Origin of the sequence: Amycolatopsis sp. NPDC089917 (assembly GCF_040684635.1) — a bacterium.
GTDB lineage: Bacteria > Actinomycetota > Actinomycetes > Mycobacteriales > Pseudonocardiaceae > Amycolatopsis.
The window spans coordinates 125,023-151,798 of sequence record NZ_JBFBGL010000008.1 but is presented as its reverse complement, the minus strand read 5'-3'; the positions used below and the strand labels follow the sequence as shown (position 1 = coordinate 151,798).

Genomic DNA, 26,776 nt, shown 5'->3' with positions numbered 1-26,776 from the left:
CGAAATCAGCGAGGAAAGCCCCGTTCTCCTCATTCACTGCGCCGCGGGGTGCGCAAAACCGGGTCAGCCGCGCTTCAGCTGAAGTGCGAGCCGTATGACGAATACGACGGCCAGCGCGGCGACCAGGGCGATTTCCCAGGCCATGGCTGTTCCTCCTCGTCCGACGACGCTTCGATGCTCTGCCCCTAAGGCGCATCACCGGGGGAGGTCGTTCACCGACACGGCCCAACTCACACTTTCGGGCTAACGCCACGCCCACCCCCAGTGCCAGGAACGGCTCTTTCCTGGCAAATTTCGCAAGGAAAGAGCCGTTCCTGACACTCGAGGAGCTACAGAGCGCTGCCGACCGCCGCCCACACCCGATGCGGGTCGAGGTCCATCGGCCGCGAGTCCGGATCCGGCCGCAGCCGCCGCAGCAGCACCTGCTGCACCAGCGTCGTCGGCCGCCCGGCCGAGGCCACCCGCAGCCAGAACAGGTGATCCTCCAGGCCGTCGAACAGCACCTCGGAGTTCCATCCGCCGAACTCGTCGACCAGCGACCGCCGCACGAGATAGCCGCTGCCCAGGTACGGCAGCGTCCGCAGGCGCCGCTCCTCCGGCGGCAGCGCGCCGACCAGGCCGTCCACCGGGTCCGCGACCGGGCAGTGCACGACGTCGGCCCCCTCGGAAGCGGCCAGCAGGCGTTCGAGCAGGAATTCCGAAGCGCGCATCCCGCCGTCGAGCACCAGCAGCCACGACGCCGTCGAACGTTCCAGCAGCGAGTTCCGGGTGAGCCCGCGGCCGAGCGGGGTGTCGTGCAGGAGGACGCCGTACGGGCGCGGACGCGGCCACGGGTGCACGCCGTCTTCGCCGACGAGCACCTTCCGCGGGGTGACGCTGCCGGTGAGCAGGTCGTTCGCGAGCTCGTCCGGGTCGACCTCGCCGGTCCGGCGCACGATCAGCACGTCGACGTCGGTCGTCCCCACCGCCGAAGCCGCCGCGGGCTCCCAGCGTCGCGTGGCGACCCGTCGCGCGCCTGCCGCGCGCTGCGCGATCCGCGCCGACAGCGCCGTCCCGCGCGCCGAAGCCGGGCCGGCGGCGGACCGGTCGCCCGCGAACCGCGCGTCGAACGACGGAGTGTCGACGGCCATCGCGTTTTCCGGGTTCCGCAGGCTCGTCGCCAGCGCCCGCGCCGGGGCGATGTCCGCGGCCGGCGTCGAACCCAGCGAAGCCGCCAGGTCGATCAACCGCCGCGCGGACGCCGTCATGTCCAGCGACTTCACGAAACCGTAGGCGGCCGAACGCAGGTGCCGTTCGCGTTCGGGCTCGTCGGCCAGCGCGGCGGCGACCGAACCCAGCGCCTCCGGCCGCGCGAGGACCAGATGTTCGCCGGGGACCAGCGGTTCGACGTCGACGGACGTCTCGCTGACCACCACGCAGCCGTTGGTCATCGCTTCGAGCGTGCGCACCCACTCCAGGGTCTGCTTCTGCTCGCGGTGCAGGTTCAGCAGGAACCGCGACCGCGCGAGGTGCTCGAACTTCGCCTTGCCCGGCAGGAAGTCGACGCGGGCGGCGGTCATCGGCTCGTGCGGCGGTGTCAGCAGCCGCGTCCGAAGCCCGGCCAGCTCCCGCGCGTACGAACCGAGCAGGACCGAACGCCGCCGCTCGGCCGTGCCGAGATAGGTGACGTCGATGTCGCGCGGACTGTCGAGGTCGCCACCCCACAGATCCCACAGCGGGCTGTAGCCGAGCTGGAAATGCTCGACGCCGATCCCGCGCCGCCGCAGTTCGGCGGTCGAATCGGTGTTGATGTCGACGGCGCCGCCCAGGATGGAGAGCAGTTCGGCGTTGCGCTCGAAGGTCGCCGTCCCGGGATGCTCCACGCAGAACCCGATGGTGCGACGGCACTGTTCGGCCGTCGGGAACTCGGCGTCCGGGGCGGTCACGAAATACTCGTGGGGGACGACGACGTACACCGTGTCGTTCCCGGCCTCGGGATACTTGCCGATCGCGGTCCTGGCCTTGCCGCCCGCCGTGCGCACGGCGTCGGCGACCACCTCCAGGAGTTCCTCCATGAAGGCGGAACCGCCTTCGGCCGAGACGAAGCAGAGTTCGGTCACGGCCGGTCCATCTTCTTCCGCACGACCCGCAGCGGCGCGGTGACCCGCCAGCTGACGGTGCGGCGCGTGGCGTCGAGTTCCCTGGCCATCTCGGCGGCTAGCCGTTCGGCGTTGAGCAGCCGCTGGCGGTCGGCCGACGGTTCGCCACCGGGCAGGATGTCCGCGTCGACGACGCCCGCCGACACCACGAGTTCGGCGTCGAGCAGCGCGAGCCGCAGCTTGTCCCGTTCCTCGCGGCAGGTCTTCAGCTCCGCGCGCAGCGAGTCACGCTGCTGCTGGGCGAGCAGGACCTCGGCCTCCAGCGCCTGCAGACGCGCCTTCGCGACTTCGAGCTCTTCTTGCTGTGAAGCGAGCTTCTGGTTCATCTCGGCGGACTCGCCCTCGTTCGGCGCGGCGGCGGTGGCCTCACGCAGCTCGTGCTCGGTGTCGGCCAGCTTGGCCTTGAGCCGGTCCTGCTCGGCGGTGAAAACCTGCCGCTCGGCCCGGAGCCGGGTCAGCTCGGCCTGGACACGGCCGGGAATGTCGGTGTCAGACATGAACGCCCCCACTCAGTTCGGTCAGGATTTCGGAGTACTCGCGCGCGTAGCCCGCCGGGTCGAGCCACGGCAGCAGCTTCTCGTGCGCGGCTTTCGCCATCTCACGGCGGCGCTGGGCCGACGTGCCCAGCGCGCGCAGCAACGCCGCGGTCAGGGCGTCGACGTCGTTGGTCTCGAACAGCCAGCCCGTCTCGCCGTCGACGATCATCTCCCGCGCGCCGAACACGTCGGTCGCCGCGACCGGCACGCCGCAGCAGACGGCTTCGAGGATCGACCGCGGCAGCGACTCGATGTCCGAGCTGTTCACGAAGATGTCCGCGGCCTGCAGCCAGCGCAGCGGATCCGGCTGGATCGGCACCAGGCTGACCGACTCCTCCAGCCCGGCGCGCTCGACGGACTCCTCCATCGCCAGCCCGTACGGCGACGGGTGCAGGCCGACGATCGACAGCTTCGCCTCGGGATGGATCTTGTGGATCCGTTCCATCGCCGAGATCAGCGGCGCCTGCCCCTTGCGGGATTCCGCGATGCCGATGTTGACCAGCACGATGTCGTCCGGCGAGTAGCCGAGCATGTTCCGCGCCTGCTGCCGGGTCTCCGACCGGGTCCGGCCGCCGAACTTGTGCATCGGCGTGCCGTAGCGGACCGTCCGGCAGCGCTCCGGCTTGCTGTACGGGAGGAACATCTCGCGCGTCGCGTCCGCGACGAACAGCAGCCTGTCGACCTCGCCGAGCGTGCTCTCCCAGCGTTTCCACACCGCGGCGGGCGGCTTCACCGGGCCCCAGTTCTGGTAGGCGAACGCGGGCAGCGAGAAGCTCTCGTGGATGACCCACGCCGTCGGCATCCCGGCCCGCTTCGCCGCGTCCGCGCCGACGAAGCCGCCGAGAGTGTTGACGAGCGCGACGCCCGCTCCGGAGCACTTCGCGAAGCGCGCCAGCTCGGCGACGTGGCCTTCGTAGGCAGGCACCGTCTGGTTCCGGTAGTGGGTCGTGACGTGCACGGGGATGCCGAGCTCGTGGCAGTCCGCGCGCAGCGGGCCGTCGGTCTCGCTGACCAGGCTGACCTGCCAGCCGTGGTCGGTGACCATCCGGCTCAGCAGTTCCTGCAGCCACAGCTGCCCGCCTCCGACGCCGAGGCTGTGCGTGAACACCAGCACGTGCTTCGGATCGGTCGGGATGTTCACGCGCGCCATCGCGCGGGCGGTGTCACCGGCGAGCTCGTCGGCGAGTTCGGCGTCGTCCAAGTCCGCGACGGGGTTGCGAAGCGTGAAAGTGCGCTTCGCCGAAACGACCTCGCCGACGCCTTCGGTGCGGTAGCGGACGCGAAGCGACAGCGTCCGCTCTTCGCCGTACGGGAGGTCGACGGGCACCCAAGCCTCGAAACCGCTCACGGCGGCGTCGTCGAACCCGGGGAATTCCTTGGGGACGTCCTTGCGCGGCAGGCGGGTGCGCGCGCTGACCGTGCCGCCGCCCTCGACCATGACCTCGATCAGGCTCGGCGCGCGGCCCTGCAGCATCGCCCAGCCGGTCACGTAGACGACGTGTCCTTCGGTGACCTTGCCCTGCTTCGGCGCTTCGAGTTCGCCCAGCCACAGCGGTTCTTCGCCGGGCAGCGTTCCGACGTGGACGGTCGCCTGGTTCAGCACGCGCTCGTCCGGGCCGGTGACGACGATGTCCTGGGTGCCCGCGGGGACCCAGGTGGCCGGGACCGCGCGCCAGCCGAAGGTGCCTTCGGGCGCGCCCGGGCACGGCTCGGGGAACAGGTTCGTCTCGACGTCCGCGATGGTCACGGACATCTCGTCGATCCGGCTGATCCCGGTCGTCCAGCCCCGGAGCTCGAACAGGTGCCCGACCGGCCGGTCCGGGGTCAGGATGCCGGCGGTGTGCAGGCTCGTCATCGCTTCGCTACCTCGTCTTCGTCCGGCGCCACCCCGGCGCCGACCTTCGTTGAACGGTACCCGTGGACGGTTCTCTCCAAGCGCGATCGCCAAATCCCGGCGATGGACTCGCGTACCTCGTCCGTGCCTTGTCCGGTGCCGCACGAACCGATCGTCGAAAAGACGACCTCACGCTCCATCGCACTGTCCACAAAGGAGGGATGGAGGCCGATCAGCACGCCGAGCCAGCCGGCCAGGTCGCGCATCGAGTCGCCGTCCGCGGCCGCGGACCAGCCCGCGTCGGCGAGTTTGTCGGCCAGCACCAGCACTCCGCGTTCGACCACTTCGGACACGCCGGTGTCCGCGTTCCGCCATTCGAGGTCGATCGGACGCAGCGTCTCGCCGTCGACGAGGACGTTGTGCGGCACCAGATCCCACAGCGCCTCGACCCCGCGCGCGGCCTCCTCGCGGACGAGATCCCGCCATCCGGCGAGCAGTTCCGCGACCCGCTCCGGCTCGTCGAGCAGGACCTCGACCATCGTCGGGGCGTCGTACACCTTGTCCGCCCACGGTCCGACCGAGATCCCGCCGACCGGCGGCGACGGGGACAGGGGCACGCGGCGGACCTCGGCGCCCTCCCCGGTGCGGACGACGTCGGCACGCGTGCAGGCGAACGCGGCGCGCTCGGCGGTGTTGAAGTAGGTCGCGAGCCGGTACGCGGGCCAGAGCGCGGCGGCGCCCGGACCGCAGAGCAGGGCGAGGCCGTTCGCGGGACCACCGGCGATCGCGGCGGACAGCCGGGGCAGTTCGGTGTCGATCTGGGCGCCGCGCACCGCGCGGGTGACCTCGTGACCGGGGGAGCAGAGCAGCTCACGCTGTACTTCGAGACCCGCCGCAGCGAGCGTCCCGGTGACACCGCGAGAAGCCGTCAGCACCACGAGAGCACCTGTCGGCGACAGCTGTTCGCGAACCCAGTCCAGCAGGTTCCGCGTGGCGTACGGCTGCTGGACGACGACGAGGTCGAACGCTCCGGCGACCAGCTTGTCGTGCACTGTCACGGTGTCGAGGTCACGCGTGCGGAACCGCGTCGCGGCTGCGCGGACCGGATCGGCCTCGACCGCGTGCACCGTCGCCGAGACCTCGCCCAGATACCGCGTCAGCCCGCCGAACCCCGCGCCGACCTCCAGGACCCGCGCCGCCTTCGGAAGCACGAGCGCCCGGAGGACGTTCGCGGCCCCGTGGTCGAGAGGCACGCGCTCGGCGTCGTCCCGACCGGCGAAGTGCAGTTCGTCGGAGAGCGAACCGGTGTCCTCGGCCAGGGAAAGCAGGGTCGTGAGCAGCCGGGCGTTCGCGGCGGTCATCGATCAGCCGGTGACGGCGTAGTTTTCCAGCGTCTTCTTCACCGCACGCTGGTACGTGCCGCTCAGCGCCTTCTCACCGTCTTCCCCGCCGAGCGGGTTCTGCAGGATGTCGACCCGGACGATGTTGTTGCCGCTGAGCCAGGTGCCGCGGTAGGTGCCCTTGTCGCCGTCGATCTTCTTCTGGAAGTTCAGCTTCGGCGGCATACCCGGCAGCGGTTCGGTGATCTGCACGAAGCCGTTGCTCGTCTGGTACTGGCGCAGCTGCTTGACCAGGTCACCGGCGGCACCGGGGCTGGTCAGCGGGATGACGGTGACCGAGATCTTCGCCGGCTGCGGCCCGGTCTCGTCCGGCTGCTTCTGCGAGCCCCGGTACGCGACCTGCTTCACTCCGGCGGCGATGACGAGGTCAGCCTCGCCCTTCTCCAGGCCCGCGATCTCGGCGAGCTGGGCAGCCGGGATCGCGCCGCTCTTCGAGTCCTCTTCACCGGACTGCTCCGGGATCTTCTCGAACAGCAGCTCTTCGGGCGTCTTCGGCTTGGCCGACGACGTCGGGGGAGCCGGCGGCTGGTTCGACTGCGGCGCGGCCGTCGGCTCCGGCGGGGTGTCACCGCCGCCGGAGAAGGCGAAGTAACCGCCGACGCCCAGACCGGCGAGCACCAGGACGGCCACGATCGCGATGACGGCGATCTTGCCGCCCTTGCCCTTGGGCTTGTCTTCGAACAGCTCGGGACCCTGCTTGACCCACTCCGTGCTGCCGACCGGCGAGATCGGCGGGAAGTCCGAACCACCCCACGGCGGGCTGGCGTCGGTGTCGGTCCAGCCCTGCTGCTGCGGCTGTTGCTGCTGGTAACCCTGCTGCTGTTGCTGTGGGAAGCCGCCCGCGGGCGAGGCCTGACCCTGCTGGGGGAAGCCACCGGCGGGGGACGCCTGACCCTGCTGCGGGAAACCGCCCGGCGGCGACGACATCGGCGGCACGACCTGGGTGCGGTTCGGGTCGGCCTGCTGTTGCTGCCAGTTCGGGACGACCTGGGTGCGCTCGGCCTCGCCGTTCTGCGGCAGGCTCACCGGCGCGATGATCTGGGTCGAGTCGGCGCTGTTGGGCTGACCGGTCTGCTGCGGCGCCTGCTGCTGAGGCTGAGCGGGCGGCGGCTGCTGTTGCTGGAAAGGCTGCTGCGGCTGCTGACCGGGCTGCTGGACCTGCTGCTGGGCGGGGTCGCCGTACGCGACCGCCGAGGACAGGACCTGGTCACGGCGGAGCCGGTAATCGTCCGCGGAGAGCCGTCCAGATGCGAGCTCTTCGTCCAGATTGCGCAGCTCTTCCTGCCAGGACACCACCGGCCCCCTTATCCGATTTCCGGCGGGAGAACGCTCCCGGCCGTCGCGATACCACCACTGCGGTGACCTCGCACATTCTGCACTGCCCGGAGTCGTCACGCCCTCGCGGGTCGAATCGTGATCTCCCCGCGACCTGCGCTTCTCAGCTCGGCGGGAGAACGGCGTCCAACGAGGTCAGCGTCTGCTCCAGACGGGTGTCGAGCGCCTGCGGGTCGCCGCCGAGCGGCTGCGAGACCCAGGCGCTCACGGCCGTCGTTCCCGAGACGTAACCGGTGCCGCTGAGCTGGCCGTTCTTGTTCGCGCCGACCAGGGCGAGTCGATCGCCGACGCGCTGCTCGCGCAGTCCGGCGTTGACGGAGTTCTCCCGGAAGTACTTGACGATCGCGGCCGCGTCCTTCGCGTCGTTGGCCGGGATCACCAGGACGAGGTAACTGTTCGTACCTTCGTTCGAACCCTTGTAGGTGACGGACGCGACGTTCTTCGACACGAGGTAGTCGGCCGCGGCCTTCGAGTAGAGGTTGAGCTCGACACCCTTCGCGACCGACATCGTCGAGTTGTCCTTAGACGGCGTTCCCGGCAGCGCGGGCAGCCGGTCTTCCATCGGTGTCTGGGCGCTGTCGGGCTGGCCCGACGGCGCGAGACCGCCCGGCGGCAGGGCCACGCTCTGCGAGGGAGGCTGCTCGGCGACGTTCGGGGACGGCGAGCCCAGCCACAGCGTCCCGCCGATGATCAGCGCCAGCACGACCAGCACACCGGCGGCGATGAACAGCCAGGTCGGCTTGCGTTTGCCGACGACCGCGTAGTCCCCGGACGGCGTGTGGAGTCGCGGGCCGGGTTCGGGGGTCAGCGACGGGAGCGGGCTGTTCAGCTGCCGGGTCGACGGCTTCTCCCTGACCGGCGGCGGCTCGGCGCGCAGGTAGACCGTCGGATTGATGTCGGCGGGCGAGGGCGCGGTGGTCTTGTGGTCCTCGATCCGCGGGATGGCGGACTTCTCCTCCTCACGCGGCTTGGGCTGCTCGACGGTCACCGGCGGCGGGGCTTGCTGGTGGTACTGCATCGGCTGGGTCTGCTGCGGCTGCTGGACCGTGACGGCCGGCCGCGCGGCGGGATTGGCGCTGTGCCACTCCCCGCCCGGGCGCCGCAGCGGCGAGGGGACCGGCGACGGCATCGTCCCGCCGGAGGCCTCCGCCAGGAGCTCGTCGCGCTTCCGGCGGTGTTCGGCGTGCCCGATGCGACCCGCGGCCAGCTCGACGTCCAGCGCTCGAAGCTCGTCTTGCCAGCTCATTCAGCCCCCTGCCGCCGGGTGTGGGCAGCCAGTGTTGCATGCACCCTTATGGGTGGTTGATGTGGTCTTTCCACATTCTTGCGTCCACTCACGACCTGGTCCAGCACTGATCTGGCCGTCTTCCGGCTGGTCAGGCGCGGCGGGCCGGTTCGCCGGTACCGTGGCGGACGTGGGAAGTGCCGGGTGACGGAAATCGACGCGTGCCGCGAGGCGCTGCGCGAGCTGGCCATCGGCAGGCTCGCCGGACGTGACGTCCGCTCCTCCCATCTGGTCGAGGCCGGTTTGGACGCGATCGTCGCCGGACTCGACATCCCGTCCTTGGCCCTCTTGGCCGGGCTCGGGACCTCCGCGGAAGACGCCGTCGAAAAGGCCTTCGACCAGGTCGTCGACGAACTCGGGCTCGAACTGCCCGCCGATCCGACGGCCGCCCGCTGGCTGCTGGTCCACGGCTGGCTCACCGCGATGGTCGAAGGCCGCCTCTCGCCCGCGGCCGGTGGCGCGCTGGTCAGCGAGGTCGGCGAGCTGCTCGGGTCGCCACTGGCGCTGCGCGGGATCACGCGCTGGTCGGCGATGCTCGACAGCTGGATCCCGACCGACCTCACCCCGAGGGACGTCTGCGAAGTGCCGATCCTCGAAGAGTCGGTAGTGCTGCTCGAAGGACCTTGGCCTCCTTCCCGACGTCACCCGTAAAGCCCCGTTTTCTGTCGTACATGTGTTCTAAAATGGTCGTTGTACAGCAGGAACAGCGGCGAAAGGCAGACACGGATGGCCTACATCACCCTGCCCACGTTCGTGGGGTACAGCACGAGCTCGGGTCCCTCGCGTTCCTCGTTCGTCCGGCGGTGGCGGCGTCAGTACGAGGACCCGGCCCGGGGCGGGTTCAACTTCTATCTCCGCGCCGCGAACGCGATCCGTGCCGGGCGGATCTCCGGGCGGGATCGTGAGGTGATGCGGGCGCTGGTCGAGAACGCGGACGAGCGCACGCGGCCGCACTACACCGAGATCGCCAACGGCTGGCTGCGCTACGTGGGGCGGCGCGATCTGCGGCTCGCCGAGGTCGGCCGGTCGCGGTGGCGGCTCGGCGCGCTCGAAGTGGGCATCAACCCGCACCTCGGCCTGCGCAAGGGCGACGGCCCCGTCTACGCGACCTGGCTCTACTTCAAGGAGGAGCCGCTGAGCCGGGACGCGGCGCAGATGGTGCTGTGGCTGCTTGAACAGACGATGGACGACCTGCGGCCGGGCGGGCGTGCGCTGGTGATCGACGTCCGGCGGTCGAAGGAGTTCGCGTTGTCCCCGCGAGATCGCGACAAGGTGAAGCCGTGGGTGCGGAGTGAGGCGTCGGCCTTCATGAGCCTTTGGGAGGCGGCCGCATGATCGAACGACGGCGAGCCCGCGTTCCGTGGGCTCGCCGTTCACGCACCGTCATTCCCACGGTTCCGACGGCGGCGCAAGACACCTGATCAGGTGACAGTTTCGCGGACTGTGCCCGCGAGCTGGACAACTCGGGCCCTGAACACGAAGCTTTCCCAGTCTTGATCGGTCGAACCACCGAGGGTCGCTCGTGAACAACGCTTGGGAAGCCATCTCCAGGGTCGCAGATGAGCCCGCTTGGTACTGGGTCTACGACAAGCTCGCGTTCTGGCCGAGTACCTACGCGCACGCTTGGCCCGGTTTCCGGGAACCCGCCCCGTCCGTCGCTTGGGATCTCGCGCCCGGCGGCCTCGACCGCGCGTCGGCCGAGTTCCGCCTCGGTCCGTACGCCGTCGAGCAGAACGACGTCGCCCGTGTCGCGCTCTCGGCGCTGAAGGACTGCGTCGCCGAGGACGAGTGGGTCTGGGTGCTGCACTGGCAGCACCAGTCGTACCGCTTCTACCCGCATCGGCACGCCGCGCTCGACCCGTGGCCGGTGCCGGTGTTCCCGCGCACGGACTATCACATGTTCCTGGCGAACGACTTCCGCTTCGGCACGCTCGGGCACCCCTGGGAACGGACTTTGTGCGTCTACGGCGAGAAGCTCGTGCCGGCCTTCGAGAAGCACGGTGAGCGGGTCTTCAAGAACGCCTTGCGCCGCGACGGGACACCGGCCGCGATGGCGGGCTGACCGCCGTCCGGCTGGCGGACCTGCCTAAACTGAGGCTGGTGTTCGAATACCACGGGTGGGTGACCATCCAAGCGAGCCCTTCCGGCGACGACGACGCGGCGCTTCTCGAGCGCATCGTCGAGCGGGTGCACCGTGCCGTCCGCGACTTCGACGACGGCGACCTGGTGGACCTGCGCTGGGCCGCCGGAGTGCCGGTGCTGCACCTGGGCGGCATGGACAAGCACGGCACGGCGATCGCGCCCGAGCTGGTGGACCTCTTCACCCGCGTCGGCGACCTCGCGCCCGGCTCCTACGGGCTCCTGCACGTCTGGGACGACCAGGACCCCGAGCACGACAACGAGTTCAAGGTGTACCGGATGGCCCGCGGCCTGGTCACCGAACGCGCCGACGAGCACCTGTCGCCGGTCGCGCCGACCGTGCTGGACGGCTACGAGATCTGAGAGTTCCGAGCCGTCTGCCTGCGGTTTTCGTGGATGATCGAATTAGGCTGTTCGGCTGCTTTCCCCGCCCGTCCGAATAGGACAGAGTTCACCTGGGCGCGGGTGGCACATCCCCGCGGAACGAGGGGGATTCGCCGTGAGATCGTCGTGCCTGAGATCGCGTCTCGGTGTCGTCAGCGTCGTGTTGGCCGTGGCTTTCGGGGTAATCCCGGCCACGGCTTTCGCATCTCCGGGGGAAGCCGCTTCCCCGGTACCGTCGGCGGTGCCGAATTCCGCGCCCGATACCGCGGCCGCGACGAAATTCGCCAAGCAGGGCCAGAAGAAGGTCCGGGTCGACGACCTGACCTCCGAGCGTTCGGAAACCTTCGCGAACCCGGACGGCTCGATGACGCTGACGCGGACCACCCGCCCGGTCCGGGTCTCCCGTGAGGGTGGCTGGGTCCCCGCGGACTCCACCTTGAGTCCTGGGCAGAACGGCGGGCTTTCACCGAAGGCCGCGATGGCGGATATTTCGCTCTCCGCAGGTCGGCGGGCAGATGTCCAGACCACGGGAGTCGCACCTCTGCTCCAACTGAGCGCCAAGGGCACCTCGGTGGGGCTCGATTGGCCGGGGGCACTTCCCCAGCCGGTCGTTTCGGGTGCCACCGCCACCTATTCCGACGTGCTCCCCGGTGTCGACCTCAAGGTCCAGGTCGACGTGGACAAGGTGCACGAGGTCGTCGTGATCAAGACGCCGGAGGCGGCGAAGAACCCGGCCATCGCGAAGATCAAGCTGGGCCTGCCGGTGAAGAACGGCAAGCTCACCAAGGACGGCGACGGCGCTCTCCGGGTCAAGGACACCAAGGGAGCCGATGTCTTCCTGGCCCAGGCGCCCTTGATGTGGGACTCGTCGGGAGTCGAACCCGGCGCGACGGATTTCGTCCGCGGTCCCGGGACCGGCGGTCGCCAGGCGAACGTCGCGACCGAGATCTCGGGCAAGTCGCTGCTCCTCACACCCGACGCCGACCTGCTGGCGAACGCCGCCTATCCGGTTTACGTCGACCCGACCTGGCAAACGAACTACTGCTCCAACTGCGGTCGAAACCACTACCTGGTCCAGCACGCCTGTGGTGCTTCGAAGACGCCGGGCGAGGCGACTTGGGACTCGGGCGACCAGCTCAAGGCCGGGTACGTCCACGACACCAACTCGAGCTGCTCGGGGAACCTCGTCACCGCGCGCTCCTTCGTGGAAATGAACCTCGGGGGCCTGGCCGGGAAGCTGATCTACTCCGCGCAGCTCAACCTGGCGGTGACCAACCCGAACGATTGCGGCAGCTACAACAACGTGGTGCTGACCAATCCGATCGGCCCAGGGCTTAAGTTCGGGAGCGGTCCGGCAGTGGGCCGCTGGCTCGGAAGCGTGAGCGGCTGTCCGACCAACGTCGGTTTCGACGTCTTGGACGCCGTCAAGTACTTGGTGGACGGCGGCGGGGCGACCTTCACCTTCGGCATCCTCTCGCCCAACGAGAACGACCAGAGGACCTGGAAGCGGTATTCCCCTCAGGTCGGGTTCTCGATCACCTACAACTCACGCCCGAACTCGCCGGCCAATCTCGCCATCGTCAACGGGACTTCGACGTATCCCTGCGGCCTGCCCGCCCCGGGTCAGCCATGGGTCCGTCCGGTACTCGGTCGCACCAGCACCGGTTACGTGGTCAAGGCGAACGTCCAAGATCCGGACGGCGGGATGCTCTGGACGGGTTTCCGCGTCTACAAGGGCTGGGTGAGTACCGGGAACTACGCCTGGGACAAGCGTGAGGCATTTGTCGACAACGTCTTGAGTGACTCGAACGTCGCCAATCGCAACGCTCAGGCGACTTTGTTCAAGGACTCGATGCCCGCGGACGGGATCTACTCCTTCGACGCGCACGTCACCGATGGCCGGGAAACCAGTTGGGCGGGCGCCTGCGAAGTCGAAGTCCAGCTGTCCGCTCCCGCGGCGCCGTCGGTGTCATCCCAGACGTACCCGAGTGGCAGCTTCGGAGGCGGCCCAGGCAGGGCGGGTGACTTCACCTTCACGGTGGCCAACACTCCGACCTCGGTCGGAAGCTACGTGTGGAAGCTCGACAACACCGCGCCGCCCACCTGCGACGGGACCGAGCCCGGAACCGTGAAACCTGCCGCGTACAGCGGCCCCGCGACCGCCGCCATCGCCCCGCAGACGAAGGGGACGCACGTCCTGAGCGTCTGGTCGTGCAACCGGGCGAAGACACCGTCGACCAGGGTCGACTACAACTTCAGCGTTCGTGACGTGACCGCTCCCCTCGCGTCTTGGCAGTTCGAGGGTGATGGCAAGTCGCAGGCGACCGGTCTGCGTTACGTCGGTGAAGGCCGGGGAGCATTCACGGACGGCAAGATCGGTGAAGGCGCGGCACTGTCGGGCCAGCCTGGCGACTACTTCGCGACTGGTGCGCGGGTGGTGGACACGACGAAGTCCTTCTCGGCTTCCGCTTGGGTGAACCCGACCAGTCTGAACAGCAGGCGGGTCGTGCTGTCCCAGGACGGCAGCCAGAGCAGCGGTTTCGCCTTGCAGTACCACGAATCCGGTAAGTGGGCCTTCAGTATCGCCGATTCGGCTCAAGCCAACCCGACGCAGAGTTCCGCCTTCTCCACTGCCGCTCCGACCGAGGGTGCGTGGACACATCTCACGGGTGTTTACAACGCCACCGCGAAAACGGCGACGCTCTACGTCAACGGGCAAGCGCAGGCCACGGTCAGTGCCACCGGCTCAGGCGGCGCGGGACCGTTGGTCGTCGGCGGTGGGAAATCCGGCGGTGTCCGTACCGACCTGTACTCCGGGAAACTCGACGAGGCCGTGCTCTTCGACCGCGCGCTGACCGCGGCGGAAGTCGTTTCACTGCACGGGAACAACGGTGTGCCGACCGGTCTGTCGGCCACCCGCGAGTACGCGTTCGAGAGCAACACGGTGGACGCGACCGGAAACGACGGTGTGCTCACCTTCGCGCCCGGCTCGGGGTTCGCGACCGGCTACAGCGACTCCGCCGGGCAATCCGCGACGGAGAGCAAGGTCGGACAGTCGTCGGGACAGGCTTTCGTGAGCAACGGAAGCGGTTACGGCCAAACGAAAACGCCGGTGGTCGACACCGCGCAAAGCTTCACCGTTTCGGCGTGGGTGAAACTGGCCGACACCAACGGCTATTACGCCGTGGCCGGGCAAGACGGCGTCCGTTCGAGCGGCTTCCAGCTGCGCTACTCCAAAGACGCCAACCGGTGGATCATGGGGCTTCCGTCCGCGGACATCGATGGAGACGGGTACCGGTGGGCGATTTCCACCAGCTCCCCACAAGTCGGCGTCTGGACGCAGCTGACCGGGGTTTACGACGCGTCCACCGCCAAAGCGCTGATTTACGTGAACGGTGTCCTCGAAGGGCAGACGGCCATTCCCGCAGGGACCGCCTGGACCGCGACAGGCGGCTTCGCGGTCGGTCAGGTGCGGTGGAACAGCCAGCCGTCGACCTTCTTCAAGGGCAGCATCGACCAAGTGCAGGTCTGGGACCGGGCTTTGCCCGCCGCTGAGGCCGCCGGCCTCGCCAACACCGCTGTGCTCCGGGCGAACTACCAGCTCGACGGCACTACCGCCGACGGCGTGACCGGCGCCGCCGGGACCGTCTCGGGCGGTGCTGCCATGGTCGACGACAACGGCGTCAACGTCGCGAAGTTCGACAAGTCCGGGACCGGGCAGATCGCGGCGCAGCGTCCGGAGAGTTTCCGCGGCGATCGCAGCTTCACCGTCGAGGCGTGGGTGAGGCATCGCTGGACCGCCGAGGACGTCGCCGCGGCCAAACAGGCGAACCCCGCCAACACGGCAGGCATCGACGAGGTGGGCAGGGCCGCGGTCGGAGTGGATTCCCCGCAGTTCCCGCCTTTCATGCTCGGGTATCGAGGAATCAAGGACCAAGCGGGCAAGTGGCAAGGCCGGTGGAGCTGGATGATGGGTTCGTCGACCGCAACTTCGACGAATCCGTTCGCGTGGTTTGCGGTTTCCGACAGCAACGCGTCCGACGGTGTGTGGACTCACTTGACCGGCACGTACGACGCGACGACCGGTACCTCGTGCTTGTACGCGTCGACGGATGAGATGCAGTACTCGCCGGTCTGTCTGACCAACGTGACCGGATGGAACGGGGCCAGTCCGCTCGAAGGCCTGCTCATCGGCAGGGGTGCATGGAGTGGCAACAAGTCCGACTACTGGTACGGCGATGTCCGTGGAGTGCGTGTCTACTCCGGTGTGCTGGACGCGCAACGTGTCGCCGCGGACATGATCCTCGACCACCCCTGATTCTTCCTCTCCGGCTCGGCAGACGCTCCATCCGAACTTTGGGCAGGCTTCGTCATGCGTAAAGAAACCCGCTGGACCCGCATCGGCCGGTTTTCCCGCGTCACCTCGTTAGCCGTGACCGCGATCATGCTCGCGTCCGGTGGCTCGGCGATCGCGCTCGAAAGCAAGGGACGGGCGCCGGGCTGGTCGCTCGGACCGGGCCAAAAGGACCAGAGTGTCCCGGTCACGCCACTCGTCGCCCCGCCGTCGCCGCCGCCGGTGTTGCCTGACGCGAAGCTGACTCCACCGGTTTGGCCGGGAGCGGCGGAAGCCGAGGTCGAAGTGCTCGCCGGAGCGCGCGACAGTCGGCAGCCGCAAGGGCTCGGTGTCCAGAACGCCGCGAACGGCACCCCGGTGAAGGTCGGCTGGGCAAAGGCGAGGGACACGGCCGCCGCCAAGAAGGAAGGGCCTGCCCCGAAGGTCCGAGTACGTGTCGCCGACCAGAAAATCAGCGACGCACTGGGACTCCGCGGCGTGGTGCTTTCCGTGACGGACACCGGCGTGGGAGCGGAGCCGGTCAACGTCGCGGTCGACTACCGGGCCTTCGGGAGTGCTTACGGGGGCGGCTGGGCCGATCGACTGCAGCTGGTGGAACTGCCGGTCTGTGCGTTGGTGACGCCGGAGAAGGCCGAGTGCCGGACGAAGACCCCGGTTCCCGGAACGGTGAACAACGGCAAGACGCGGCAGGTCTCGGCGGATGTCGCGGCCGCCGGAAACGCACCTCGGGTCTTCGCGGTGACAGCCGCGGCGAGCGGCTCCAGCGGAAATGTTTCCGCCCAGCCGTTGTCGGCGGCCGGGTCGTGGTCCAGTGGCGGTTCTTCCGGAAGCTTCTCCTACAACTATCCGTTCGCGGTCCCGTCCGCGCCGAGCGGAGCGGCGCCGAGCCTCGCGCTTTCGTACTCGTCCAGCGGCGTCGACGGGCTGACCTCCGCGACCAACAACCAGGCGTCCTGGGTCGGCGACGGATGGGACTTCACGCCGGGCGGTTACGTGGTCCGCAACTACCTGCCGTGCAGTGAGGACCTCGGCGGCAACAACGGGCAGACCAAGACCGGCGACCAGTGCTGGGGGATCGACAACGCGACCCTCGTCCTCGGGGGCAAGTCGACGGAGCTGATCAAGCTCGCCGGCACGAACCAGTGGCGGCCGAAGAACGACGACGGCTCCAAGATCGAACTGCTCACCGGGGCCGCCAACAACGCCCAGGACGGACAGCACTGGAAGGTCACCACCGGCGACGGGACCCAGTACTTCCTGGGACTCAACCGCCCGCCCGGGTGGTCGTCCGGCAAAGCCGAGACCCAGTCCACCTGGACGGTCCCGGTGTTCGGCAACAACGACGGCGAAGCCTGCTTCAAGCCCGGCAACTTCGCCGGCTCGTCGTGCCGTCAACCGTGGCGCTGGAACCTGGACTACGTGGTGGACCCGCACGGGAACGCCAGCACGTACTACTACCAGCCGGAGATCAACTACTACGGGCTGAACCAGAACGTCACGACCGCCGGAACCGAGTACACCGCCGGCGGGTATCCGCTGCGGATCGAATACGGCCTGCGGCTGAAGGACGGCAGTGTCTACGGTTCCGCGCCCACCAACCAGGTCGTTTTCGAAACCGCGGAGCGCTGCCTCCCTTCCGGAGCGGTGACCTGTGCCCCCGAGCAGCTGAACTCCACGACAGCCTCGTCCTGGCCGGACGTCCCGTCCGAACAGATCTGCGCGAAGGACAAACCATGCGACTACGGGTCGCCGGCGTTCTTCACCCGCAAACGGCTGACCACGGTCCGGACGCAGTACAACAACGCGGGCACCCAGACCGACGTCGACGTCTGGAACCTGGCCCACACGTTCCCCGGCACGGGTGACGCCTCCCCGTCTGCGCTGTGGCTGTCCTCGGTCACCCACACCGGGAAGGGCGGTGGCGGGAGCATCACCCTCCCCGCCACGACGTTCGGCGGATTCATGTTCGCGAACCGGGTCGACACGGTCGGCGACAAGTACTCGCCGATCACCCGCTACCGGGTCAACGAGATCAGGACCGAGACCGGCGGGCGGATCGGCGTCGCCTACTCCGGCCCTGATTGCGTGGCGGGGTCACGCATGCCCGCGTCACCCCAGACGGACACGATGCGCTGCTACGCGTCGTTCTGGAGCCCTCCGGCGGCGAAAGACCCGGTCCTCGACTGGTTCCACAAGTACGTCGTCACGGACATTTCCGAAGAAGACCTGACTGCGGGTGGCGTCGCGGTCAAGACGCACTACGACTACATCGGCGACGCCGCGTGGCATTACGACGAAGGCCAGTTCACGCCGAAGGAGCGGAAGACCTGGAGCCAATGGCGTGGCTACGGCGTCGTCCGGACGTCCGTCGGTCATCCGTCCGCCACCCAGACAGTGACGGAGTCGGTGTATCTGCGCGGGATGGACGGCGACCACCTGCCCGACGGCGGCAAGCGCACGGTCTCGGTCGAGGACTCCGAAAAGGGAACGATCGTCGATCAGGATCCGCTGCAAGGGTTCCTCCGGGAGTCCAGGACCTATCTCCCCGGGACGACGACGGTCGACAACTCGGCCATCAACGACCCCTGGGTCCGCGGCCCGACGGCGACGAGCGCGGACGGCCTGCTCAAAGCGCATTCGGTGGACACCGCGACGGTGCGGGGCCGCACCCTGCTGTCCGACGGCAAGACCTATCGCCGCAACCAGGTGAACAAGAAGTTCAACGACAACGGCCTCGTCATCGAGCAGGAGGACCTCGGCGACCTCGGTGTCGCCACGGACGACACCTGTACCAAGACGACCTACGTCCCGAACGCCGCGGGGATGTTCGACAAGTCGAGTGAAGTCGTGATGTTCGCCGGGACCTGTGCCGGTACGGCGACGGCGTCCACGGTCATCACCAACGCCCAGGTCTCCTATGACGAGCAGGCCTTCGGTGTTCCGCCGACGGCGGGCAACATCACGCGCACCGACACGCTGAGCGCTTGGGACGCCACGGGCAAGAAGTTCTTGACCACCGCGACGAACAAGTACGACGCCTACGGCCGTGAAGTGCTGTCGACCGACGTGGCCGGCGCGGTGACGAAGACCGCGTACACGCACAGCGCCGGAGGACAGGTCACCGAGGTCGCCGTGACGAACCCCCTCGGCTGGGTCACGACGACCACCAAGGAACCCGCGCGGGGAAACCCGGTGTTCTCGGTCGACGTGAACAAGGTGCGCACGGACATCACCTACGACGCGCTGGGGCGCAAGGCGGCGGTCTGGAATCCGGGGCGCAGCAAACTCGACGGTGACAAGGCGACAGCGACCTTCGAGTACACCGACGCGGCGACCTCGCCGACCGCCGTCCCCACGACGGTGGCGACGAAAGCCTTGCAGGACAACGGCGGATACACGACGTCGTACGCGATCTACGACGGGCTCGGGCGGACGAGGCAGGCGCAGTCCGTCGCGTCCGGTGGTGGACGGATCATCAGTGACACCGTCTACGACTCACGCGGGCTTCCGTTCAAGAGCAACAACGGCTACTTCAACGACGCTTCCGGGCCCGTCGCGAAGCTGGTGACCGTCGCGGACAACACGGTGTTCAACCAGACCGTGACGGAGTACGACAGCCGTGCCCGCGCGACGGCGTCGATCTTGATGTCGAAGGGCGTCAAGCAGTGGCAGACGTCGACCATCTACGGCGGCGACCGGGTCACGACGATCCCGCCTCGGGGCGCGTCACCGCAAACCGTGGTGACCGACGTCCACGGGCAGACCGTCCAGCGACTGCTCTACACGAACGGGTACACACCGGGAGCGGCGAATCCGGCCGACGTCACGAACTACACGTACAACGCCGCGGGCGCCATGACGTCGATGTCCGACGCGGCCGGAAACGTCTGGTCGACCGGTTACGACCTGCGCGGCCGCAAGGTCCGGCAGACCGACCCGGACGCGGGAGAGTCGACCTACACCTACGACGACGGCGGGCAGCTGACGTCGTCCACCGATTCCCGCGGCAAAGCCACCTTCTACACCTACGACAAACTCGGCCGAAAGACGCAGACCAACGCGGACTCGGCCACAGGCACCAAACTGGCGGGCTGGACCTACGACACCGTTCCCAACGGCATCGGTCTGCCTGCTTCCTCGACCCGCTGGGTGGGCACGGACGCGTACACCACGCGTGTCGTGACGTACGACAAGTACGGCAGGCCGACCAAGAACGCCGTCGATGTGCCGGCCGTCGAGAAGGGCTTGGCCGGGACTTATGAGTTCGGCACCACCTACACGGCGACGGGTGCCATCGCCTCCACGGTGAGCCCGAAGGCGGGCAACCTGCCGCTCGAACACGTACGGCACACGTACAACGAGCTCGGGCTGCCGTCCACGACGTACGCGATCGACTCTCTGGGCACGACCACGAACCTGGTGTCGAAGACCGACTACACCTCGTTCAACGAGATGTCCCGCATGCAGTTCGACGGTGAGAAGTCCTCCGTGAACGTCGGCGTGACCCAGACCTACGACGAGGTCACCCGGCGCCCGCAGACGACCACCGTCAACCGGGCGACCCAGATCGGATCGCAGCTGACCAACCGGACCTACGGGTACGACCCGGCCGGCAACGTCACGAAGATCTCCGACACTCCGTCAGGTGCGCCGGCCGACACCCAGTGTTTCGAGTACGACTACCAGCGGCGGATGACCGAAGCGTGGACCCCGTCCTCGGGTGACTGCGCGACGGCGAAGTCGGCCTCCGCGCTCGGCGGGGCAGCGCCGTACTGGAAGTCCTACTCCTTCGACAAGACCGGGAACCGCACGAAGGAGGTCGACCACAAGTCGACCGGCGACGTGACGAGCACGTCCACCTACCCGGCTGCCGGGCCGACCGCCGTCAAACCGCACGCTTTGCAGAAGGTGGACAAGAGCGGCCCGAACGGGACCTCGACGAGCAGCTACACCTACGACCAAGCCGGTTCGACGCTGACGCGGAACGTCGGCGGTGACACGCAGACGTTCACCTACGACCACGAGGGAAGGACCGAGGGCGTCACGTCGCCGACGGGGGAGAGCAAGTACCTCTACGACGCCGACGGCAACCGGCTCGTCACCCGCGCTCCGACCGGGACCACGCTGGCGATCGGCGACCTCGAACTGGTCATCACCACCGGCACGACCGGTGTTTCGGCGACCCGCTTCTACCAGCACGGAGGAGCCCAGGTCGCGGTGCGAGTCGGCGGCTCCGCCCTCAAGTGGATGCTCGGTGATCTCCACGGCACGAACGGCCTGGCGATCTCCGCGGGGACGCTCACTCCCACCCAGCGCTACATGGATCCCTTCGGCAACCCGCGCGGCCCCGCTCCGTCCACCTGGCCGGACAAGCACGGTTTCGTCGGCGGCTACCAGGACGCGACCGGCCTGACCCACCTCGGCGCACGCGAGTACGACCCAGCGCTGGGCAGGTTCACCAAGACCGACCCGGTGCTGGATCCGGCGGTTCCGCAGCTGTGGAACCCGTACTCTTACGCGAACAACTCACCGGTGACCATGACGGACCCGTCCGGCATGTCGGCCTGCTTCCACATGGGCGAAGACGGCCTGTTCTGCCGGGAAGGCACCGAACAGGCGGCCTCTTGCGGCAACAGCAAGAGCTGCACCGTCATGGCCAGCTCCCCGTCGTCGCCGCAGGGCAAGAAATACGCGGCCGCGCAGCAGGAGAAGGCCAAGCGGGGCTACAACGAGAAGTCCTACAAAGAAGCGCAAGCCGTCATGAAGAAGTCCAAATGGGACGTCTTCATAGACGCGGCCGGTGAGCTGATCAAGAGCCTCATCGGCTGGGACGACATCATGGGCTGCATCGAGGGTTCGGTCGGCTCGTGCATCAGCACCCTCCTCAACTTCATCCCCTGGGGCAAGATCCTGAAGGTCGGCGAGATCGTCGCCAGCTTCTGGAAGGGCGCGCGGGCACTGGCCACCTTCGGCCGTGAAGTGGAGAAGGCCCAGAAGGTCATCGCCGACACCGAGCGGATCCTCGCCGACGCTGAGATGGCGGCGAACGCGGTTCAAGTTGTCGTCGCCGTAAGCGAGGGCGAGGGCGTCGTCGGGGCTGCGGCCGCGGCCATGGGTGGTGCCGCCGCGGCGAGCGACTCGGGCTGCAACAGCTTCGTCCCTGGCACCCAGGTTTTGATGTCGGACGACACGGCGAAGCCGATCGAAGAGGTCACGCTTGACGATCAGGTGCAGGCTACTGACCCCGAGACCGGTGAGACCACGGCTCGGAAGGTCGTCGCCACGATCATCGGCGAGGGGCAGAAGCATCTGGTCGAGATCGGCATCGACGGCGGAGCGCCGATCGTGGCCACTGATGGCCATCCGTTCTGGGCTCCCGACCTGCGGAAGTGGATCCCCGCCGACGAGCTGACGGTCGGAAGCTGGCTACAGATCAGCTCCGGCACGTGGGCGCAGGTCACTGCTACTCGGACTTGGGACACCCAGGGTCGCGTTCACAACCTCACCGTCGACAACGTCCACACGTACAATGTGGTGGCCGGACAGACTCCGGTCCTGGTGCACAACTGTGGAGGCGGCCCTAGTGCCCGAGGTGGTGTCTATACGCTCCGGGATGCGGATGACAATGTCGTCAGAACCGGGCGAACAAATAACTTGCAGCGGAGAGAACGTGAGCACGCCCGCGGGAAGGACACCGCAGACTACAAGTTCCAGGCCGAATATCGCACAGACGTCTACAGGGAGCAGCGCGGCTTGGAGCAAATCGTCTGGATGCTCAATGGGCGGCCTACAATGTCTGGCGTTAGAAGAACGGCCGGAGTCAATGTAAAGAACCGGAATTACAACAATTACATGGATGCTGCCGGAAGATTCTTGGCCAAATTGTATCCAGGGTAAGGTGGTTAACGTGGCCCGAAATTTGCCGTATTCTCCAGGAGACATCTTCGCGGTACCTCTTCGTGATCACGGGTACGCGCTCGGCGTGGTAGCCAGGTCGGATGGTAAGGGGATCGTACTCGGCTATTTTTTCGGTCCGCGTTTGGAGTCCATCGAAAGCCTGTCGAAGGTGCGCGAATTCGAGGTTGGTTCGGCGATTAAGGTCTGCCGGTGCGGCGACCTCGGGCTTATTCGAGAGAATTGGCCAGTCGTAGGGAGGGTGGAATCATGGGATCCATCCCAATGGAATGTTCCCGACTTCTGTAGGGATGGGGGTATCCGTGTCGTTTACGACGCTGATTCGCTCACATTTTCCCGGGAGGAGCGGCTTGATCCGAGTGAGTGCAGGCTGCTTCCGCAAGATGGCCTCGAAGGGGCAGGCTTTGTAGAGATTAAGCTTACTCGTCTCCTTGGTTCTTAAATCGCCAAAGGCAGGTCCTGTCAGATTCAATCTGGCAGGACCTGCCTGTCTTCTTTAGTGCAAAACGTCCGCGCTCTAGCCCTTTCCTGCGTCCTTGATCGTGGTGATGCGGTGGTAGGTGCCGTCGAGATAGGCGAGGACGACCGGGTCCTTGACCTCCGGCGCCGCGACGGCCTGCCAACCCGAGCGGCCGGTGCCGTTCATGAACTGCGAGATGTCGTCGCGGGGCAGACCGACCGTGCCGCCGCCGACGACCTTGCCCGCGCCGTCGGTGATGAGGATGCACTGGGCCTGCTTGCCGCCGATGAGCGCCCAGCCGTTGATCTGCTTGTCGCCGGTGACCGGCGCGGTGTCGACGGCGCCGGCGGTGTCCTTGGTGCCGTAGCCGGGGCCCTTGAGTTCGACGGCCTTGGCGAGGTCGACGGTCGTTCCGAGTTCCGGTCCGCCCGCGCCGCAGCCCAGGGTGAAGTCGGGGACGAACGGGTAGATGCCCATGGCCCGCTCCTGCTCCAGGAAATCGGGGTAGGCGAACATCTTGCTCATCACGCTGCCTGCGTTGACCTGCATCGCCACGCCCAGGACCGGCTGGTAGGCGTACCGGTAGCGGGTCGCGCCCGCGGCCGTGTTCCCGATCGCGTAGACGCACAGCGCCATCACCAGCGCCAGCGGGATCGCCTTGAGCCGCACCGCGCGCGGGCCGCGAGTCACCAGCAGCACGAGCACCGCGCAGACACCCAAAAGGCCGATCCCGACGTAGCGGGACGACATGCCTTCGGTGGCGTTGTAGCCGCCTCGGCTGACGCCGATCATCGCGCCGTTCAAGGTCACCTGGGCGGCGAGCCCGAACCAGCCCGCGACGGCCGCGACCGGAGCCGGGCCCTCGAGGGTGCCGGTGAAGTTCTCGGTCTTGGCGGTGAGCCGCTGCTTCACGGCCGCCGCGATCAGGACACCGAAGAGACCGACGGTCAGCGCGCCCGCGAGGAACGCGAGATCGGGGGACTTGGTGGACCAGGACTGGCCGATGGTGCTGGTCATCGCGCCGAGGTAGGTGTCGGCGCCGACGACGTTCGGCTTCTGGTAGCTCGGCGGCCACGGCGCGATCCGCCAGAGGACGAAGACGACAAGGCCGAGGCCGAGCGGTAGGGCGGTCTTGACCCGGCTCTCGCCGCGGAGCCAGAGGACGAGCGCGAGTACGATCCAGACCGGGAACGCCACGCCGTGCCCGAGGCTGCCCATGAAGGCGAAAAGGAACGCGGGGACGAGCTTGCCGCGGTGCGCGAAGGCGATCGCGATGACGGCGGGGGCGAGGCCGAGGAGCCACTGGACGCCCATCATGCCGTCGCCGAAGTACTCGACCGTGCCCGCGGAGAACACCAGGCCGGAGAGTCCGGCGACGACGCCGGCGCGGCGCAGGCCGGTGAGGGTGCGGGGGAGCATGCTCCACAACGCGGCGAACATGCCGGCAGCGAGGATGACGCTGAGGAAGCCGAGTGGGGGCTGGGTCCCGGCGAACAGTTTCGCGTCGAGCCAGAAGACGAGGCCGACCAGCACGATCGGGTGTTCGTGGTAGAGGTGGAACAGCTGGGTGACGTCGAGGTTGCCGCTCTTGTCGGCGGTCAGGCCGAGGACGACCCAGTAGTCGGCGTGGTTGATCTTGGGGGCGCGGAGGACCTCGGTGATCGACAATACGATCGGTACCGCGGTCAGCGCCCAGAGGGCCCAGTAGGGAAGTCTGTCGAGCAGGCCTCGCTTCGCGGGCTTGCCGGGCTCAGATGCCCGCTGCTCGGCTTCCATGGTCGCGACGGTGCCGCCGTCGCGCGCGCTCTCGCTCATCCGTCTTTCCCCACCTCGAAGATCCGGTTCACAAAGTACCGAACCCCCAGGTGGCGCCCGCCGCCAGCAGGTCGACATATGCACAAATCCGAATTACTACGGTCGTGTGACTCCGCTCACCGATCATGTAGCACGTAGTAACCATCAAGATCAGAGACCAAAGGGAAGAAAACCAAAAAACCCCACGTGCCACATACCCACCCGAAAAGGTGAGAGACAAGCGACGTGGGGGTCCGGGGGGCTCGACCCCCCGGGAATTATGGTGAGCAGGCCCTGGTCCAGGCGTTCCCTGGACACACTGCGCCCGCATGCGAGCGGATGACGGGATTCGAACCCGCGACCCTCACCTTGGCAAGGTGATGCGCTACCAGCTGCGCTACATCCGCATGTCTTGCTCTGCTCCGGCACTCGTTTGAAGCAGTGGGACAACCATACACCGACCGTCTGTAGCTGTTTTGACCCACCCCTCCAGGTGCTTCGGTGTCACACCTGGCGTACAAGGGGTGACGACGGCTGCATACCTCCGTATGGTGTCCCCATTCGACCGAATGGTGAGTCCTTCGGGGAGGAGGTGCCTGGCCGGATGACCGAGCAGGGCACGGTGCCGCTTCAGGCGGCCTCGGAATCCGACGAGCAGGCATTGCTCCAGCGTCTCCGTGATGGGGAGGACGCCGCCTTCGGGGAGCTCTTCGAACTTCACGCCGCGGCGGTGCGGCGATTGGCCCGCAGTCTGGCCTCCGATCGGTCGGAGGCGGAGGACATCACGGCCGAGACTTTCTTCCGGGTGCTCCAGGCGTTGCGCCGGGGTGCCGGGCCGCGGGATTACGTGCGGGCGTACCTGCTGACGGTGGCTCGCCGGGTCTCGTGGGAGTGGCACGGCGCGCGTCGTGACGTGCCGGTGAGCGACGACGAGCTGACTTTCCGGGCCGGGGCGGGGGCGGACACGCACGCCCGTACGGCCGAGCATTCGCTGATCACGACCGCCTTCACGAGTTTGCCGGAGCGCTGGCGTTCGGTGTTGTGGCAGACGGAGGTCGAGGGCGAGCAGCCGGCGATGGTCGCGCCGCATTTCGGGTTGAGCGCGAACGCGACGGCGGCGCTGGCGAGGCGGGCGCGGCAGGGGTTGCGGGCGGCCTATCTCCAGGCGCATCTGTCGGTGAACCGCGGGCCGGATTCGTGCCGGGCGGTGGTGGAGAAGCTGGGCGGGTTCACCGCGGGCAGCGTCACCGGGGCCGAGGCACGCCGGATCAAGACCCACCTGATCGCGTGCCAGTCCTGCCGGGCGACGCACGACGAGCTGCGTGATGTCTGTTCTTCGCTGCGCGCGCACGCCGGTGTGGTGGCGCTGCTGCTGCCGGCGGCGGCCGGTGCCCACGCGAGCGGGGCGCTGTCCGGATTCGCCGCGTCGGTCAAGGGCCTTCTGCTCGGGTCGAAGGTGAAGGTCGGGTTGGCGGTGGCGTCGACGGCGGCCGCGGGCGCGGTCGGGATCGTCGCCGGTCCGGCCGTGTTCGGCACCGACGTCTCGCACACCGTCGGCCTGTCCGGCGGCGGGCTGCCGGAGCTGGCGCTGTTGCCGGCGCAGGTCGCCCCGCCCGCGCACGACCAGCCGATCGAGATCCCGCCGCAGCGGATCGCCGAGGACCAGCTGCACGGCAAGGGTTCCGGTGCCCAGCCGTCCGAGACCGGGCGGGGGCCGAGTGCCGAACTCGGCGCGTCCGACATGCCGAGCCTGCCGGGGGAGGGCACGCCGCGGAAGGAATCCGGCGGCGGTGACGGCGCGAGGCAGCCGTCCGAGTCCGAAGGTAAGCCGCTGCACGAGGTGACCTCGCCGCGGAACGAGGTCCCGGACACCGGCACGAACCAGACCACCACGAAACGGGACGACATCCCGCCGGGGGAATCGCTCAGCCCCACCGACGAGTCGCTGCACCCGACCACGACGACGACCCGGGACACCACCGGGCCTTCGGAGTCGGACACGCCGAAGTCGGACACGCCGAAGTCGACGACTGACCCGGAAGGGTCTTCTTCACCGGTGACGGGCACTCCCGAAAGCAGCACCGGGACGTCGTCCGGTCAGCCGTCGGAAGACGAGCCGAGCCCGGTGAAACCTACTTCTCACTATCCGGAACCCGGTGTCGACTACCCGACGTGCCCGTAACGCCCAAGCGGGCATATCGC

15 protein-coding genes and 1 tRNA gene are annotated in these 26,776 nt (G+C 68.0%); 8 read left to right on the top strand and 8 right to left on the bottom strand.

Annotation, left to right across the window (positions count from 1 at the left end; genetic code table 11):
- Window positions 1–329 precede the first annotated feature (329 nt).
- The 6 genes from AB0N89_RS08920 to AB0N89_RS08895 all read right to left on the bottom strand — a co-directional run bounded on the left by AB0N89_RS08920 (window position 330) and on the right by AB0N89_RS08895 (window position 8,489).
- Window positions 330–2,099, bottom strand: a complete 1,770-nt coding sequence (locus AB0N89_RS08920; protein WP_364201944.1) for a glycosyltransferase — start codon at window positions 2,097–2,099, stop codon at window positions 330–332.
- Window positions 2,096–2,635 carry a hypothetical protein gene (locus tag AB0N89_RS08915; RefSeq protein WP_364201941.1) on the bottom strand — a complete coding sequence of 180 codons (540 nt, stop codon included), beginning with the start codon at window positions 2,633–2,635 and terminating at the stop codon, window positions 2,096–2,098. Before AB0N89_RS08915 ends, AB0N89_RS08920 begins: the two co-directional genes overlap by 4 nt.
- Entirely contained in the window at window positions 2,628–4,529 is a 1,902-nt protein-coding gene (locus AB0N89_RS08910) for a glycosyltransferase family 4 protein (RefSeq protein WP_364201938.1), read from the bottom strand. The genes AB0N89_RS08915 and AB0N89_RS08910 overlap by 8 nt, the downstream gene beginning before the upstream one ends.
- The gene (locus AB0N89_RS08905) at window positions 4,526–5,869 is read right to left on the bottom strand and encodes a methyltransferase (protein ID WP_364201935.1); all 1,344 of its coding nucleotides are present in this window, start codon (window positions 5,867–5,869) and stop codon (window positions 4,526–4,528) included. Before AB0N89_RS08905 ends, AB0N89_RS08910 begins: the two co-directional genes overlap by 4 nt.
- 3 nt (window positions 5,870–5,872) lie before the next feature.
- Window positions 5,873–7,204: a flagellar basal body-associated protein FliL gene (locus AB0N89_RS08900; protein WP_364201932.1), complete on the bottom strand. Its 1,332-nt coding sequence runs from the start codon at window positions 7,202–7,204 to the stop codon at window positions 5,873–5,875.
- Window positions 7,205–7,346: 142 nt separating this feature from the next.
- A complete protein-coding gene (locus AB0N89_RS08895) occupies window positions 7,347–8,489 on the bottom strand; it encodes a hypothetical protein (protein ID WP_364201929.1) in 1,143 nt (380 codons plus the stop codon).
- Between the two features lie 183 nt (window positions 8,490–8,672).
- Here AB0N89_RS08895 and AB0N89_RS08890 point away from each other — a divergent pair, with 183 nt between their 5' ends.
- The 7 genes from AB0N89_RS08890 to AB0N89_RS08860 all read left to right on the top strand — a co-directional run bounded on the left by AB0N89_RS08890 (window position 8,673) and on the right by AB0N89_RS08860 (window position 22,762).
- A complete protein-coding gene (locus AB0N89_RS08890) occupies window positions 8,673–9,179 on the top strand; it encodes a hypothetical protein (protein WP_364201926.1) in 507 nt (168 codons plus the stop codon).
- A gap of 75 nt (window positions 9,180–9,254) precedes the next feature.
- Window positions 9,255–9,863: a hypothetical protein gene (locus AB0N89_RS08885; protein ID WP_364201923.1), complete on the top strand. Its 609-nt coding sequence runs from the start codon at window positions 9,255–9,257 to the stop codon at window positions 9,861–9,863.
- Between the two features lie 187 nt (window positions 9,864–10,050).
- Window positions 10,051–10,590: a DUF2716 domain-containing protein gene (locus tag AB0N89_RS08880; protein ID WP_093931963.1), complete on the top strand. Its 540-nt coding sequence runs from the start codon at window positions 10,051–10,053 to the stop codon at window positions 10,588–10,590.
- Window positions 10,591–10,628: 38 nt separating this feature from the next.
- Window positions 10,629–11,030 carry an immunity 7 family protein gene (locus AB0N89_RS08875; RefSeq protein WP_364201920.1) on the top strand — a complete coding sequence of 134 codons (402 nt, stop codon included), beginning with the start codon at window positions 10,629–10,631 and terminating at the stop codon, window positions 11,028–11,030.
- A gap of 262 nt (window positions 11,031–11,292) precedes the next feature.
- Window positions 11,293–15,369 (top strand): LamG domain-containing protein, encoded by a 4,077-nt coding sequence (locus tag AB0N89_RS08870; RefSeq protein WP_364201917.1) that lies wholly within the window; start codon window positions 11,293–11,295, stop codon window positions 15,367–15,369.
- A gap of 54 nt (window positions 15,370–15,423) precedes the next feature.
- Window positions 15,424–22,302 carry an RHS repeat-associated core domain-containing protein gene (locus AB0N89_RS08865; protein WP_364201915.1) on the top strand — a complete coding sequence of 2,293 codons (6,879 nt, stop codon included), beginning with the start codon at window positions 15,424–15,426 and terminating at the stop codon, window positions 22,300–22,302.
- A complete protein-coding gene (locus tag AB0N89_RS08860) occupies window positions 22,262–22,762 on the top strand; it encodes an immunity 26/phosphotriesterase HocA family protein (protein WP_364201912.1) in 501 nt (166 codons plus the stop codon). The genes AB0N89_RS08865 and AB0N89_RS08860 overlap by 41 nt, the downstream gene beginning before the upstream one ends.
- 75 nt (window positions 22,763–22,837) lie before the next feature.
- Here AB0N89_RS08860 and AB0N89_RS08855 read toward each other — a convergent pair whose 3' ends face one another.
- Window positions 22,838–24,595 carry a hypothetical protein gene (locus AB0N89_RS08855; protein WP_364201910.1) on the bottom strand — a complete coding sequence of 586 codons (1,758 nt, stop codon included), beginning with the start codon at window positions 24,593–24,595 and terminating at the stop codon, window positions 22,838–22,840.
- A 313-nt stretch (window positions 24,596–24,908) separates the two neighbouring features.
- Window positions 24,909–24,981: transfer RNA gene (locus tag AB0N89_RS08850), tRNA-Gly, on the bottom strand.
- Between the two features lie 197 nt (window positions 24,982–25,178).
- Here AB0N89_RS08850 and AB0N89_RS08845 point away from each other — a divergent pair.
- Complete coding sequence (locus AB0N89_RS08845; protein WP_364201907.1) at window positions 25,179–26,756, top strand: sigma-70 family RNA polymerase sigma factor; 1,578 nt, start codon at window positions 25,179–25,181, stop codon at window positions 26,754–26,756.
- The last annotated feature ends 20 nt before the right edge of the window (window positions 26,757–26,776 follow it).

Bases quoted from the DNA above. Each gene is read 5' to 3' on its own strand.
- AB0N89_RS08865 (WP_364201915.1), top strand. From the start codon at position 15,424: ATGCGTAAAGAAACCCGCTGGACCCGCATCGGCCGGTTTTCCCGCGTC.
- AB0N89_RS08910 (WP_364201938.1), bottom strand. From the start codon at position 4,529: ATGACGAGCCTGCACACCGCCGGCATCCTGACCCCGGACCGGCCGGTC.
- AB0N89_RS08885 (WP_364201923.1), top strand. From the start codon at position 9,255: ATGGCCTACATCACCCTGCCCACGTTCGTGGGGTACAGCACGAGCTCG.
- AB0N89_RS08860 (WP_364201912.1), top strand. From the start codon at position 22,262: ATGCTGCCGGAAGATTCTTGGCCAAATTGTATCCAGGGTAAGGTGGTT.
- AB0N89_RS08905 (WP_364201935.1), bottom strand. From the start codon at position 5,869: ATGACCGCCGCGAACGCCCGGCTGCTCACGACCCTGCTTTCCCTGGCC.
- AB0N89_RS08895 (WP_364201929.1), bottom strand. From the start codon at position 8,489: ATGAGCTGGCAAGACGAGCTTCGAGCGCTGGACGTCGAGCTGGCCGCG.
- AB0N89_RS08855 (WP_364201910.1), bottom strand. From the start codon at position 24,595: ATGAGCGAGAGCGCGCGCGACGGCGGCACCGTCGCGACCATGGAAGCC.
- AB0N89_RS08845 (WP_364201907.1), top strand. From the start codon at position 25,179: ATGACCGAGCAGGGCACGGTGCCGCTTCAGGCGGCCTCGGAATCCGAC.
- AB0N89_RS08915 (WP_364201941.1), bottom strand. From the start codon at position 2,635: ATGTCTGACACCGACATTCCCGGCCGTGTCCAGGCCGAGCTGACCCGG.